This window comes from Rhodocytophaga rosea (genome assembly GCF_010119975.1).
GTDB classification, from domain to species: domain Bacteria; phylum Bacteroidota; class Bacteroidia; order Cytophagales; family 172606-1; genus Rhodocytophaga; species Rhodocytophaga rosea.
Window position 1 is genome coordinate 119,881 of the sequence record NZ_CP048222.1, and the last position, 14,774, is coordinate 134,654.

Sequence of the window (14,774 nt, forward strand, 5' to 3'; positions counted from 1 at the left end):
TGCATACTGATTTCTAAAGTCAAACTAGGCTTTTAGTTATCTTGGAGATGGTAGCCTATGCTGCAATTTACTGACTTAAGGATCCGATACTAAAAGGGGCAAAGGAAGCATAATCGATATATTTCTTCTCTAGCATCAATTAGCAACTAACCTCAAAGTTATAAGTTTCAAAATTCTCCCCTTTCTTGAAACTAATTACTATAGGATATAAAGAGCATGAAGTATCATAATTATCTTCTTAATGTGGTTCTCAAAAAGTGGGCGACAGATAAAAATAACCTGTATAGCCGCCATCTGCATAAAAGAGACTGCCTTCAGGAAATACAATAGGCAAGACTTGCAAAGCAGTCAAGCGACAAATGAGCCGGGTTGAGTTAAAATCACCTATGATCGGTTATCTAAAGATTGTGTCATTGCCTCCTTTCTAATACTGATAAAATCGCCCCTGGAGGTATTCATAAGCATGCTTTCCATTAAATTAATAGTAAAAAACATAGCATTTATCTTTTAGATAGGTATCCTTATTCTAAAAGATAGAATCAGTATTAATTTTTAAACTTGAATTTGAAAAACAGTAAGACAAAAGAGAGCAATAAAGTAATTGAGTTGGCTACAATAATAGGAGTATCTTTTTCAAGAATGCCATAAATCAACCACAAGGAAACCCCCGTAGAGAAGGCAATGAGCATTTTTAAAGATAAATCTTTAGAGGATTTGCTTTTCCATGTTTTAACCACCTGTGGAACATAAGCGAGGGTGGTAATACTAGCAGCTATTAATCCAAGAATAAACGTAGACATAAAACTTGAGTTTCCTTTCTTACTTTAAGACACTATGTTACTTTAAGGTCTTATGATTAGTTACATCGAAATAGCTTTAGTGAAAGCAGTACCATTTAGGTGATTAATTAAAGAATGGTAGAAGGGGTCTTGCCCGGCCATGGGTTGACAAAAATCACTCTTAAATAGGGAAGAAAAGTGATAGGGCAAAAGGGGAGTAAAATTGTAAGTTTAGCAGTGATAAGATGCATTCTTTACCCTCTCATCCATTTGTTCAGTTTCAAGAAAGGAGAATTTAATGTAACTACCCCTTTCGAGTAACTAGTTCATTAATATACGCGATTAGTGAAAGTATCATACCTGTTAATAATTCCTTCCTCAATAATTTCCTAATGGATAGGTACATTATTAAGTTAGTCTCACAAACATGCTATTGAATTTATTGATAAGGCAGCGGATATGGTTCATCGTTGGAGAAATTTCTTGTCAAAATCAGTCTTTGTGATTCTCTAAATCGGTGCTGAATGGTAATTATTGATTTACAGGATAGATCCCGTCCAGGGTAAGATTGACAACAAAATTCCCTTTGAAAAATGAATCATATCAACTAATAAGCCGTCTACTTACGGCCTTTTAGTTCGTATTTGTCTACTGTATGATGATTCCATTTATGAAACAGCGTATTTGCTCAAATAAGAAATTACTAAGTTCAAATAAGAACTTGACTTATTGAAGTATTTCCTCATCAAATTATTTATAAGTCTCCTATCTTGTTTTAGTTAAACTATTTCACCTTAAAATTTAATTACGTATATGGTATATATATACCCTGATCATAACATGCGCATTATTGTTGGACTGATGATTCAGTGTCCCCAAACGACGAGAGCCTTGAATAAAGTAGCCCGGGCACCTCGGCAAACAAAGGATTATCTGCAGCTAAATTAGCCATTTTATACAACTGGCAGATGGGGTAGACAATCAGACTCCCAGACTTAACTTAGCCGTGGGTAATCTTAATTCTTTTTCTTTCTACACTCTTCGCTACAGCATTTACTGTTTGAAGGCTACCCCCGTTACCCGACTTCCTGCAAGTATTCCTACACATGCTTTAATAGTATGCTTTGTGAAAAATTTGTACACATACAATACGTTTCATCATCCTTAAAAATAAAATATGCCACATATTAATGTCGATAAAAACCTACCGGGAATCCGGGCTTTGATGGCCTTCAGTCCGGAAACAGCAGCCGCCTTGAGTGTATTTACCAACCTGTTGCTGCGAACCGACGAAGGTTTAACCATGGCAGAAAGAGAATTAATAGCCACTCACGTATCCAATTTAAACAATTGCTTTTATTGTGAACACTCACATGGAGCTATCGCCGCTTGCTACCTCGACGGCAATGCAGATTTAGTTGAACAGGTAACACAGAATTATGCCGAAGCAGCTATTTCGGAAAAGTTAAAAGCGCTTCTTTCAATTGCCGGAAGTGTACAAAAAGGAGGAAAATTTGTAACGACCAAGCAAGTTGACGCAGCGAAAAGCCTTGGAGCAACAGACAAGGATATCCATGATACCGTACTGATCGCCGCTGCTTTTTGTATGTATAACCGGTATGTGGACGGGCTTGCTGCCGACACGCCTACAGACCTTTCTTCCTATTCATTAAGAGCACAACAGATCGCTGAAAAGGGCTACGGCACCCACATTTTTACAACTAAACAACCTGTTGCTAATAATAAAGAGGCATAATATAATGTCTATTCTCACCCTTAAACCTTAATTGTAAATCAAAAAACAATGAAGATTAAACTCTTTTTTATAGGATGGCTCTTAATGGCCGTTCCTGTTTTTCTTTTTGCCCAAAATAAGCCCTTTACCGGCTATATTCAAACCAGTAACAACATTCCCGTGCCGGGAGCAACTGTTTTGGTTAAAAACTCAACTCAGGCAGTAGCTTCAGATGAAAGCGGCAAGTTTTCCCTTAACATTCCCGCTGATGCGGAGATAGTGGTAAGTGCAATCGGATTTAAATCTCAAACGCTTAACCTCTCAGGGCTTTCTACTGTGCAAGTAACGCTTGAAGATGATGTATTAAGGCTTGATGAAGTGGTGGTAACCGGTTTATCTACAACAGTAAAAAGAAAAAATCTGGCAAATGCCGTAGCGGTAGTAAGCGCACAGCAATTAATCGGAACTGCCCCCGCTCAAACGCTGGATGCTGCACTCTCCGGAAAAATCCCCGGCGCATTTATAAATGCTAATTCCGGCACACCGGGCGGAGGGATTTCTGTAAGACTTCGGGGCGTAACATCCATATTTGGAAATACACAGCCTTTGTATGTAATAGACGGTGTTTTTGTAGACAACTCGTCTACTTCGGCCGGATTAAATGCTGTAACTGCTGCCTCAAGTGGCGGCTCCTCATCTAATCAAGATAATCCTTCAAACCGCATTGCAGATATCAGACCAGAAGATATTGAGAATATCGAAATATTAAAAGGAGCGTCGGCAGCAGCTATTTACGGCTCTAAAGCTGCGGCCGGCGTAATAATTATTACCACAAAAAGAGGTAAGCAAGGTAAAACAAATATCTCTTTATTGCAGAGTGTAGGCTTTGCAAGGCCCATAAAATTATTAGGTGTACGAGAGTTTACTGCTCAAACAGCTTCCACGTTACGAGGAGATTCAGCGGCCCTTGCTCAGCAATTTCTTACGGCCCAAGCTAATGGACAAATATTTGATTATGAGAAAGAAATTTACGATAACACCCCCTTCTTAAGAAATACGGTGTTGAGCATGAACGGCGGAAATGAAAAGACCGGTTTTTATTTTTCTGTATCGCAAAAAGATGAAGCCGGATTGGTGAAAAATACCGGATATAACAATACAGGATTTCGATTAAATCTTGATCATAAGGTAACCGACAGGATCAAAGCCGGCATTACCACTAATTATATACATTCTTCGGCAGACAGAGGTTTATTTGGTAACGATAATACCGGTGTAACTACCGGGATTGCCCTTTCTTCCACCCCTGGCTTTGCTCAATTACATCCCGATGCTAACGGAAATTATCCTAATAATCCTTTTGCCGCTTCCAATCCTTTGCAAACCATTGCCTTGATGAAAAATAACGAAACCGTAAACAGATTTATAAGCGGCATTAATTTAAATGCAACCCTCCATAAAAGCGATAAAAGCGTTACTCAGTTTATTGGCAGAGGCGGAGTGGATTTCTATAATTTCGCAACGGATGTCTTATTCCCAAGTACATTACAGTTTCAGGCAATAAACAAAGGTACCTCTATTCAGGGGGCTACCCGGAATTTGAGTACCAATTATATTCTTTCGCTGGTCAATACTCTTTCAGCTTCTGAAAACATTACTTTAACCACCTCCGCCGGTATTACTCAGGAAACCGGAGATTATAATAACCTGTTAAACGTGGCTACTCAAGTTATTGCCGGTCAATCCAATGTTGACCAGGCCGGTGCCCTAAATGCTACTCAATTGCGCACTAAATATCGTAACAACGGTATTTTCTTTCAGGAAGAAGCGGATATAATAGATGCAATTACTTTAACGGGAAGTGTTCGTTTTGACAGATCGAGCAATAATGGTAACGTTTCTAAATTTTACATCTATCCTAAAGCCGGAGCATCTGTAAATTTAACAGGCCTAGGCATTGTGAGAGAAGGATTATTTGAAAATATAAAACTTCGTGCAGCGTACGGGCAGGCAAATAATGTTCCGGCTTACGGAAGCAAATTTACTTCCTTAGGTGTATCTAACATTACCGGTAACCCCGGATTACTTGTGAATACACAAGCCGGACAAGCCGGGATTAAGCCGGAAAGGCAAACCGAATTAGAATCCGGAATAGACTTTAGCTTATTAAAAGGCAAGCTGGGCTTTGAATTCACTTATTACGACAAAAATGTGTATGACTTTCTTTTACTAACTACTCCGCCGCCTTCTTCCGGATTTGCTCAGAGATGGGCCAATGCGGGTGACTTACGTAATCAAGGCGTAGAATTAGCAATGAATGCCAGGCCGGTAGAAGCAAAAAATATCACATGGAATACGTCTGTGAATTTCTGGATGAACCGTTCTAAAATAACGAGGCTGGGCGTTCAACCAGTACAACTGGGCTCTACAGGAGGGGTAGTGTTGGGTACGTTCCAGATAGAAGAAGGTAAATCCGCCACCCAAATTGTAGGCCTTAACGGACAAGGCATAGGCGTTCTGGGCAATACGGAGCCAAAATTTCAAATGAATACCTATAATGAAATTACTTTCTTTAATACGCTGAGTTTGCGCTTTTTAGTACACTGGAAGAATGGTGGCCAAAACGTAAATGTGACAGCCCTTCAAAACGTTTTCGGGGGCACAAGTGCAGATTATGATCAACCTACTAAGGAAGGATTTCCAAAAGGAGTGAGTCAGTTAATGAAAATTGGAACCGATGCTCACCAAACAGTAGAAACCTCAACCTATCTGCGCTTCCGGGAAATCGGTCTTTATTATACATTCAGCAACTTGCCGGTATCCTATATTAAGTCAGTTAGTCTCGGCGCTTCCCTTAACAATTTTTTCACGCTCACTAAGTATAGATCTTACGACCCTGAAGTATCTAATTTCGGAGCCGGTTTTTCATCAGGTGTAGACATAACCCCTATCCGTCGAGCAAACGTGCGGCCTTACACCTTTCATTCCATTTTTAACAGTAACAAGAATACGATCATGCAAAAGATTATAAGAACATACGGCATATTATGTATTGCATCGCTGCTGTTTTTAGCGGCATGCGAAAAAGATTACGGCAATTTAAACAACGCCACAATCGAAGACCTATCAAAGAACGCCACCAAAAGTGAATTAAATAATTTGGTAAGCGGAACTGAATCCGGCATGCGGAATTCGCTGAATCTGTATTTGGATGACGTCGGTGTGCTTGGAAGAGAAATATACCGTTTATCAGTTTCCGAACCGCGTTATGTTTTGGATTTGCTAGGTGCCAATAATTCAGTGCTGATGGGCACAAATCCATACATTACTATTCCATGGGCAGCAAGATACCGTGTTGTAAAAAACTGTAATACACTGATAAGGGCTGCTACTAATTCCACGCTCATAACCGATTCGGAAAAGAAAGGCTATACTGGATTTGCCAGAACTGTTAAAGCGTATCAACTTTTGCTCAATCTGAATCTTACCTATTCAAAAGGAATCAGAGTAAATGTTGAAAATCCTGAGCTTCTCGGGCCGATTGTAAGTTACGAGGAGGGTTTAAAATCCATCACTTCTTTGCTTGATTCGGCTAAAACAGATTTAAACGGCGCTGCTATTTCTTTTACTTTAGCAGGTTTTGAAGGCTTAAATGATGCTGCAGGATTAACGCAATTTAATCGAGCGCTTGCGGCACGAGTAAGTTTATATCAAAAAAACTGGCAGCAGGCCTTAGATAATTTAAACACCTCGTTTTTCGGTCTTGATAAAAGTTTCAGTGTAGGGGCTTATCATGTTTTTGGTACCGGATCAGGCGATCAATTAAATCCCACTTTTATTCCTCAAAACCAAAACGGAGAGGTAAGAGTGGCTCATCCATCGTTTGCAGCAGATATAGAACCCGGCGACAACCGCATCAATAAAACAAGCCTTCGTACTTCAGCAGCCTCCCTTAGCGGGCTTACTGGCGACAGAGACGTTTGGTTGTATACGTCGGGTACAGCGCCTATGGCTATCATAAGAAATGAAGAATTAATTCTGATGTATGCCGAAGCGAATATTCAATTAGACAATTTAACCGAAGGAGTTAAAGCTATAAACATTATTCGAAAGGGACATGGCCTCGGAGACTATTCGGGATCGGCAACAAAACCGGCTTTAATTACCGAAATGCTAAATCAAAGACGCTATTCCTTGTTTTTCGAGGGCCATCGTTGGATTGACATGCGCAGGTACGATCTGTTAAATACCTTGTCTATCGACAGGAGTGGAGACGACGTTTGGTCAGAGTTTCCGCTCCCGGTTACAGAACAGTAAGTATAATGCTAACGCCCTTTATTTATCCTTCATATGAAACGTTTTTTATTGATTACAGGACTTGTCGTGTTGTTTGCAGCAGAAATTCTTCGTGTCTATTTCATCATGCCTTTTCCCGGGAGCCAAAGTGCCGATACTGTTTCATTTGCTTACTGGCTCGCTACTCATATCACATGGATTAGAATTGTGGCGTTAGCATTCATTGTTTTTCCGGCTTTACATTATATAAAGCAAGGCACAAAGCAAACTAAGATAGCTTTGCCGGTGATCTTAATTTTCTACGCCGTAGTTTTCTTCTTTATTAACTACCGGTTCGAAGCAGATAAAATGTTTTATCAACCCAAACAAAAGCTGTTTTCGGAGGCAGCTATTGATACGACAAATAAAAATAGTTTGGTTATAGGCATAGCTTTCAACGGTGAAGCAAAAGCCTATCCCATAGAAGTTATCGGCTATCATCATCAGGTAATGGATACACTTGCCGGAGAACCGGTTATGGTTACGTATTGTACTGTTTGCAGAACGGGCCGTGTTTTTAGCCCGCTTGTAAACGGCAAGAGAGAATCGTTCAGGCTAGTAGGCATGGATCATTTTAATGCTATGTTTGAAGACGAAACTACTCGCAGCTGGTGGCAACAGGCTACTGGAGAAGCCATAGCTGGTCCCCTGAAAGGCATTTCTTTGAAAGAATTACCGTCTAAACAACTTACGCTACAATCGTGGCTGGCGGAGTATCCGAGTTCCCGGATCATGCAACCCGATCCTTCTTTTAAAGAGAAATATGCGGAGTTAAAGAACTATGATAAAGGAACCATTGAAAGCAGTTTAGAAAAAAGAGATTCCGCTTCGTGGCAACCGAAATCTTGGGTCGTAGGTGTCCTGCACAATAATGTTGCTAAGGCTTATGATTGGAACAGGCTCGAGAAAGAGAAACTGATCAATGATTCGCTGCAAGATTTACCTTTATTAGTTGTGTTAGAGAAAGACAAGGCCTCTTTTCACGTTTACAGCAGGAATGTTAATGGAACGCTTTTCAAGTTCAACCTGGGAAAAGATGATTTTATTACCGATGAAAACACAAGCTCCACCTGGGATATGGCAGGCGTATGTGTTTCGGGATCAATGAAAGGCGAAAAGCTACAACAACTGCAATCCTACCAAGAATTCTGGCACTCTTGGAGGACATTTCATCCAAATACCTTAAAGTATAATTGAGCCCACAAACTCAAACGAAAAGTCAAGCGAGTGAATATATTTGGAGAATATTGCCTGGAAATTATTGGAGAAAAGACCTGATCCTTATAGTACACAGGATTTTATGTAAAATGATGCCATCTTTATTTTTATCTACTGAGGCTTGTTTATATGATTGAACTATGTGTAGCTTCAAAAGCTTCTTACTATGCTTGATTTATTATCCACCTAATGCCTACCTTTTATGAAACTTATTTATACCCTGCTTTTAGCATCTTGTTTCATTACTACTTCCCTGGCACAGAATGATTTGAAAAAAGTAAAAGCCACTGTGTCTAAAAGTGAAATACAAGGTCATATCTATTTTCTGGCCTCAGATGAACTAAAAGGGAGAGCCACCGCAAGTTCAGAACTTGACATTGCTGCCCAATACATCAGCACTCATTTTGTCCGCTACGGGGTAAAGCCTGTACTAGGAGCCGAGCAGGGATACTTTCAAACGGTGCCATTTATTAAGACCACAGCGCCAACAACATTATCTCTAACCCTAGATGGCAAACCCTACAGGCAATTAATTAAGGAAAGCGGTTCAAATACTAATATTTCAGGAGCTGCTATTTTTCTGAATTATGGTGATTCACTCGATTATCTTAACCAACAGGTAAATGGAAAAGTAGTGGTGGTAAAAGCAGGTTCTAATGGCAAGCCTGCACCCTTTTCTCCTACCCTATTAAGGAGAGAGAAGAAGCGCCTGGCAAGTAAGTATGGAGCGGTAGGCTTAGTTGAGTTATGTACCATGGATGAGCAGTTGTGGAAACAGGGGGAACACCGCTTTAATGGGGATAGAATGGAGTTAGTGGCAGAAGAATCTCCTTTTCCTTATCTATGGATGGCTGATAGCAATGGCGAAATAGCAACACAATTCTCCTCCAGAAAAGAACTGCCTGTTGAGCTTACAATCAAAGGGATGGTTACCAGTAAAGTAGTATCCAGAAATGTGGTAGGGATGGTAGAAGGAACAGACCCTCAATTGAAAAATGAGTATATTATCTACTCTGCTCATTATGATCATATAGGAATCGGTGAACCTAATGCAGAGAATGATTCTATCTTCAATGGAGCCCGTGACAATGCAGTGGGCACAGTTACTGTGTTGAGTATAGCAGAAAATCTGGCAAAATACCCTACCAAACGCTCCGCTTTATTTATTATGTTCACCGGAGAAGAGGTAGGATTGTTAGGCAGCAAATGGTATGTAGAACACCCCCTGCTGCCCTTACATCAAATGGTATTTTGTTTCAATTTTGACAACGGCGGCTATAATGATACGAGTCTGATTACCATCATTGGCCTTGGGCGTACGACTGCCGAAAAGAGTTTGAAGGAGGCAGGCACTCCTTTTGGCCTGAAAGTGACAGATGATCCGGCTCCGGAACAAAATCTATTTGACCGTTCGGATAACTTGCATTTCGCCCAGAAAGGGATTCCAGCCCCTACATTTGGCATGGGCTTCACAGGTTTTGACCAGGAGATAAGAAAATATTATCACCAGGCTGCCGATAACCCCAATACATTAGACTATGAATATCTGTTTAAGTTTTTTCAAGCGTATGTACTAGCCGGAAGGAAAATAGCGAATACTGGGCAAAGGCCTTTCTGGAAAGTGGGAGACAAATATGAAGCAGCAGGTAAAAAGTTATACAATGGTCAAATTAGCATAAAGTAGTCCTAAGTTTAGCAAAGGTATATTGGAGATTATGGAAGAAGAGTTCTTCCCTGAATAGGTTGGCAAAAATGATAATGGTTATGCTCAGCTTACCCATAATTAAGGTTCACTAAAAGGTAGTTAATTTAACCTCCCCTTTTTTGGGACTCAGAATTTTAATAATTTATATTTGCTATATATGCTTTTGGTAGGAGGTTCACAGTTGCCTCCCGGTGGTGTGGCGTTCAGAGCCTCAAATCATTTTGAGAAAGTTTTTTCCAAAATATCATCTTGTCTTCTCCTTATCTATAAAAGTCTCGTATTAACAAGCATGGGCTTCTACTATTTCGGATCAGAGATTATAAAATTACCAGTTAAAGCTTAGACAAGAAGTACCATGCAATAAGACCAATGGCGATAAGCCATAGCCAGAAGCTTCCACCATCAGTCGCCTGTTGTTTATTGATAAGGTCATTATTGGACTTGCTACCTTTGACTGGAGGGCAAAAGATAGGCAGATTTAATAATACATTAAATTTGACACTATGAAGAGACAAGTATTTGATGAGGCATTTAAACAAATGGCTGTAGAATTATCCTATGTAAAGGGATCCGTAAAAATAGCGGCTCAAGAATTAGGGATTGATCCGGGTAGATTAAGTAAGTGGAGACAAACTCTACAGGAAGGTAAGATAGTTGCCGGCCAGAAGCAAGGACTTACAGCAGAGCAATTAGAAATCAAACGCTTACAAAAGGAGTTGAAGGAGGCCCAATTGGAGCGCGATATATTAAAAAAGGCGGTCAGCATCTTTTCCAAGAGCGATGGAAAATATTTCAATTCATAAAGGAAAACTACTCACTGTTTCCCATTGAAAAGATGTGTAAGGTGATGAAAGTAAGTGTAAGCGGTTACTATTACTGGCTCAAACACCCTATCAGTTCCCGGACAGTTAAGGAACAAGCGTTATTAGTTGACATCCATAAAATATACGATGATAGCAAAAAGCGCTATGGAAGTCCCAGAATCACTAGTGAGTTAAGGGAACAGGGTATCCAAGCTTCACGTCCACGGGTAGCCAGGCTGATGAGGAAAGCGAATATCAAGAGTATCATCAGGAAGAAATACCGGGTACAGACTACGGATTCTAAACATGACTATGCCATTTCGGAAAACCACCTTAATAGAGATTTTTCTGCACAGGCAATTGGGCAGAAGTGGGTGTCAGATCTAACTTACATTAGAACAGGAGAAGGATGGCTATACCTGACAGCTATACTGGATTTAGCTGACAGAAAGGTAGTTGGCTGGGCAATGAGTGATAACATGAAAGCTAATGATACTACGATAGCTGCCTGGAAGATGGCCATCAAAAATAGGCCTATAAAGCAATACCTATTGTTTCATTCCGATAGAGGAGTGCAGTACGCATGTACAGATTTTAGAAAACAGCTAAAAGGAATGCCCGTTTTGCAAAGTATGAGCAGGAAAGGCAACTGTTGGGACAACGCAATTGCAGAAAGTTTCTTCAAAACTCTAAAAACAGAGTTAATATATCATGACTATTATGCTAATAAACAACAGGCAAAACTTTCTGTTTTTGAATACATCGAAGGCTGGTATAATAAAAAAAGAAGGCATTCTGCTTTAGGCAATAGAAGTCCTCAACAGTATCAATGCTATTTAGAAGAAAAAAGATTAGCTGCCTGAAAATCCTCCAGTAAACCGTTGCAATTCCAGCTTGTTGCTCATCTATTAATTGGAAAGAATTGTTAATCTCTAAGGGCTCCATCGGTATTAAAATTAATCCAAACCTGAAGTTAACTCTCCTTATATAAAAAAATGAATAGTGGTGGAGATTCTATTCGCATCAATCCTGCAGGAAAGTAAGGCTGCTCTTTTCTTGTAGATTTTCATCTAAAGCAGTGGCAACTTTGTGATACTCTCGGGCAGTAACAGGCTCAAGAATGATATACTTTTCCATTTCTTCCCTGCCATAGAGGGTAATAAAGAGCATCATTTCTATCTTCTCACAATGATAATGCACATACGAAAGATGCTCTAGTTTAGTAAGGAAAGGATCTAGTCTAACGATCATACTTGTCTAGTTTATCATCCCTAAAGACAGCTTTTAACTTAATATTCTCTGCTTTGCAACAAGGCATAAAATAAAGCTACCAAAGGGTTGTTGTTTGTAATCTATACCCAAATCTTACATGAGGAAACCACAAAGAAAGCAGATTAGAAATTTTAAGTGAAATCAAATAATTGATTATTAGCTACTTAATAGTACTACAACTATATTAGCATCAGTAGGGTGGTTGGGATGAAGTTTCTGATAGCTTCTGTTTACCTATAGGTCAGGTAGGTAGATTAATCTAAGTTAGGTGGATAATCATCCTCTGATATATCTTGATTCACGATAAATATTATTTTATGCCTGCCTTATTGCAAACTAAGAAAATCAAGCAAGAACACTTTGAAAATCTGGTAGCTGTAGCTTTTATTGATGGCTTTTTGGATGAAGAAGAAACTATATTTCTTACTGAGAAATCTGAGGAATTTGGTCTATCTGAAGGAGAAGCAGAAAAGATCATCCGGCAGGCAGAGCTGCTAGAATTTATCATTCCAAAGAATAGGGTGGATAAAGAAGATCAGTTAGCCGATGCGGTTTACATGTCTATGGTCAATGGGCAGGTACACGCCAAAGAGTACGAGTTATGTTTACAGTTAGCTCAAAGGCTGGGGTTAGAACCAAAAGAAGTAGATCACATGATTGAGTTGATCACAAAACTATGGAACACTCCTCCAACTGGTCTGTAAAGTACTGATCTGTAAAGTAAGTAAGGTAATAGGCAACACTTTTTACCTAGATCAGTTAGTTAAGCATAGGTACTCTAATAATATACTACAACATAGAGACTCGTTTAGAAAATGCAACAATTAAACTTTCTAAGGTAAAAAGTATATGACTGAACTTGTCTAGGAATTTATCTAATAAGTATGAAAGAATAAAAAGCAGATCATCTGTTAACCATGGTGATTACTTTGGAATCTTCTATAGTAACGACCACCCCATTTCCTATACCACCAAATTCATAAATTGTTTTCGGGTGTTCTCACTTTTTGTTGTTAGGTTGTCCTTTTACCGTCATTAATTGCTCTAAACTCATGCCAATCCATAGTTTTCCTTCAAGCATACGTTGAGCATCTTCATTGCCAAATCGCTGCGTCCATAATGCAAAATTTTGTTTTGCTCTCTGTTCTTCTCTCAACTTACTACTAGCCTTGCTTTGCAGTTTTTCCTCTTGTGCATTATATATCTTTGGACTTGCAACAAAATTGTGGACAATAAATTAAGCAACTAACACATATTGATTTAAAAGTTGCTCCATCTGGGCTGGTGTTCTATATCCCAGAGAGGAATGCAGTCTTTTCCTGTTGTACCAGATTTCTATATATTCAAAAACAGTGGTAGCCGCTTGCTGCTGATGGGCAAACTTATAATCATATACACATTCCACTTTCAGGGTCTTAAAGAAGCTTTCTGCGACAGCATTATCCCAACAATTCCCTTTTCGACTCATGCTTGGCTTAATAAGAGGATATGTACCTAATTCTTGCCTAAATTCATCACAGGCATACTGTATACCCCTGTCTGAATGAAATATTAGAGGTTGGATCACGGGCCTGTTTTTTATAGCCATTTTTAATGCTGCTATTGTCGTCTCTTTGGCCTTCATGGTTTTACTCAAGGCGAGAGCCAATAATCTTTCTGTCTGCCAAATCCAGTACCACCGTAAGATATAGCCAACCTGTAATGGTTCTGATATAAGTGGACCCGATGCTGACATCGTCTGCAGGTCCATGTCTGATACCCAGGCCTGACCTGTTGCATTAGCTGTAAAATTTCGATCCAGTAGATTTTCACTCACCGGATAGCTATGCTTTGAATCCGTAGTGACCTTATACCTTTTAATTCTTTTTGCCCTAAGCTCAGCCTGCTTCATTAAGCGGGCAACCCTGGGTCTGGAAACTGAAATGTTATTCGCTTTCAAGGCTTTACTGATTCTTGGGCTACCATAGGTCTGGCCACTCTCCTTATGGATCACTCTGATCTGTTGAAGAATTTCCCGGTTCTCTGTAGCTCGTTTAGATGGCTCACTGTTTATCCATCCATAATATCCACTTTTACTTACTTGAAAGGCTTTGCACATCTTCTCAATGGGGTATACAGTGTGATTATCCTTTATGAATTGGAATATCTCCCATCGTTCCTGGAAAAGATGCTGACCGCCTTTTTTGGACCTGCCTACGTTGTGAGCATCGGCTCCATATCCCTTTCCATTTCTGCATCCTTTAATGCCTTCTTTAGACGGGCTATTTCTGCTTCTTCAGGGGTTTGTTTTGGTTTTCCATGGCCAGGAAAACTTCCCTCCCTCTTGTCTAAAAACTCACGGCGCCAGCGATAAATCAATCCAATTTTGATATCCAATTCTTTAGCCAGATCTACTAAATTTTTTCTGCTCTTACTAAGTTCAACAGTCATTAGTTTGAACTCCTTGTCGAATTTTCTTCTTTGTCCCATTTTCATTAAGTTAAGTATTTTCTCTTAACTTAATGTCCACCCAAATGTAGCAAGATCAGGGAGAGATATCTGGAGGTCAAGCATCAGATCCCTACTCAGGAGCAAATACAGCAGTTATACAGCCAAAAGAAAGAAGATATTTTAGCCAGAAATTATACTTTTATCCAATGGAAAAAGAAGCAGTCTCTGTCTTGACTCTCTCAGGTTACGACAGTATCCCCATTTGGCTATCTACCCTTACAGCGCTTGGGTGATGTATTTATCAGAAAACACATCGTTTTTTAAAGTTAATAGCGAAAAGCCCAAAAATACCCCTTTTCGATTTTAAAAAAATTTTCAAAAAAATCTCTGCATTTTGGTTACTGCAGAATACAACAAATTATTAAAAACAAAAAACCCCCAAATTTGCGAAATTTGGGGGTTTTTAGAGAGCCCCCAGTCGGAATCGAACCAACGAC

The 14,774-nt window shown here is 39.6% G+C and carries 9 protein-coding genes and 1 pseudogene; 6 read left to right on the plus strand and 4 right to left on the minus strand.

Annotation, left to right across the window (positions count from 1 at the left end):
- Nucleotides 1-545: 545 nt before the first annotated feature.
- The gene (locus GXP67_RS00575; protein WP_162441360.1) at nucleotides 546-800 is read right to left on the minus strand and encodes a SemiSWEET transporter; all 255 of its coding nucleotides are present in this window, start codon (nucleotides 798-800) and stop codon (nucleotides 546-548) included.
- A gap of 1,156 nt (nucleotides 801-1,956) precedes the next feature.
- Here GXP67_RS00575 and GXP67_RS00580 point away from each other — a divergent pair.
- The 5 genes from GXP67_RS00580 (at nucleotide 1,957) to GXP67_RS00605 (ending at nucleotide 11,438) form a co-directional block, all read left to right on the plus strand.
- A complete protein-coding gene (locus GXP67_RS00580) occupies nucleotides 1,957-2,535 on the plus strand; it encodes a carboxymuconolactone decarboxylase family protein (RefSeq protein WP_162441361.1) in 579 nt (192 codons plus the stop codon).
- Nucleotides 2,536-2,583: 48 nt separating this feature from the next.
- The gene (locus GXP67_RS00585; RefSeq protein WP_197901621.1) at nucleotides 2,584-6,831 is read left to right on the plus strand and encodes a SusC/RagA family TonB-linked outer membrane protein; all 4,248 of its coding nucleotides are present in this window, start codon (nucleotides 2,584-2,586) and stop codon (nucleotides 6,829-6,831) included.
- A gap of 33 nt (nucleotides 6,832-6,864) precedes the next feature.
- On the plus strand, nucleotides 6,865-8,046 hold the full coding sequence (locus GXP67_RS00595) for a DUF3179 domain-containing (seleno)protein (protein WP_162441363.1): 1,182 nt from the start codon (nucleotides 6,865-6,867) through the stop codon (nucleotides 8,044-8,046).
- Nucleotides 8,047-8,269: 223 nt separating this feature from the next.
- Entirely contained in the window at nucleotides 8,270-9,751 is a 1,482-nt protein-coding gene (locus tag GXP67_RS00600) for a M28 family peptidase (RefSeq protein WP_162441364.1), read from the plus strand.
- Between the two features lie 524 nt (nucleotides 9,752-10,275).
- Nucleotides 10,276-11,438, plus strand: a protein-coding gene (locus GXP67_RS00605; RefSeq protein WP_162441365.1) for an IS3 family transposase whose coding sequence is annotated in 2 segments (ribosomal slippage) — nucleotides 10,276-10,519 and nucleotides 10,519-11,438 — 1,164 coding nt in all. Because the reading frame shifts where the segments join, the coding sequence is not laid out codon by codon here.
- Nucleotides 11,439-11,598: 160 nt separating this feature from the next.
- On the opposite strand, the gene GXP67_RS00610 is transcribed toward GXP67_RS00605, so the two are convergent.
- Nucleotides 11,599-11,826 carry a hypothetical protein gene (locus GXP67_RS00610; protein WP_162441366.1) on the minus strand — a complete coding sequence of 76 codons (228 nt, stop codon included), beginning with the start codon at nucleotides 11,824-11,826 and terminating at the stop codon, nucleotides 11,599-11,601.
- 314 nt (nucleotides 11,827-12,140) lie between these two features.
- Here GXP67_RS00610 and GXP67_RS00615 point away from each other — a divergent pair, with 314 nt between their 5' ends.
- On the plus strand, nucleotides 12,141-12,551 hold the full coding sequence (locus GXP67_RS00615; RefSeq protein WP_162441367.1) for a TerB family tellurite resistance protein: 411 nt from the start codon (nucleotides 12,141-12,143) through the stop codon (nucleotides 12,549-12,551).
- Between the two features lie 296 nt (nucleotides 12,552-12,847).
- On the opposite strand, the gene GXP67_RS00620 is transcribed toward GXP67_RS00615, so the two are convergent.
- Nucleotides 12,848-13,003 carry a hypothetical protein gene (locus tag GXP67_RS00620; RefSeq protein WP_162441368.1) on the minus strand — a complete coding sequence of 52 codons (156 nt, stop codon included), beginning with the start codon at nucleotides 13,001-13,003 and terminating at the stop codon, nucleotides 12,848-12,850.
- Between the two features lie 81 nt (nucleotides 13,004-13,084).
- Nucleotides 13,085-14,322: pseudogene (locus GXP67_RS00625) on the minus strand (IS3 family transposase).
- Between the last annotated feature and the right edge of the window lie 452 nt (nucleotides 14,323-14,774).

Excerpts from the sequence above, each read along its gene's own strand:
- GXP67_RS00595 (WP_162441363.1), top strand. The coding sequence starts at position 6,865 with ATGAAACGTTTTTTATTGATTACAGGACTTGTCGTGTTGTTTGCAGCA.
- GXP67_RS00600 (WP_162441364.1), top strand. The coding sequence starts at position 8,270 with ATGAAACTTATTTATACCCTGCTTTTAGCATCTTGTTTCATTACTACT.
- GXP67_RS00585 (WP_197901621.1), top strand. The coding sequence starts at position 2,584 with ATGAAGATTAAACTCTTTTTTATAGGATGGCTCTTAATGGCCGTTCCT.
- GXP67_RS00580 (WP_162441361.1), top strand. The coding sequence starts at position 1,957 with ATGCCACATATTAATGTCGATAAAAACCTACCGGGAATCCGGGCTTTG.
- GXP67_RS00575 (WP_162441360.1), bottom strand. The coding sequence starts at position 800 with ATGTCTACGTTTATTCTTGGATTAATAGCTGCTAGTATTACCACCCTC.
- GXP67_RS00610 (WP_162441366.1), bottom strand. The coding sequence starts at position 11,826 with ATGATCGTTAGACTAGATCCTTTCCTTACTAAACTAGAGCATCTTTCG.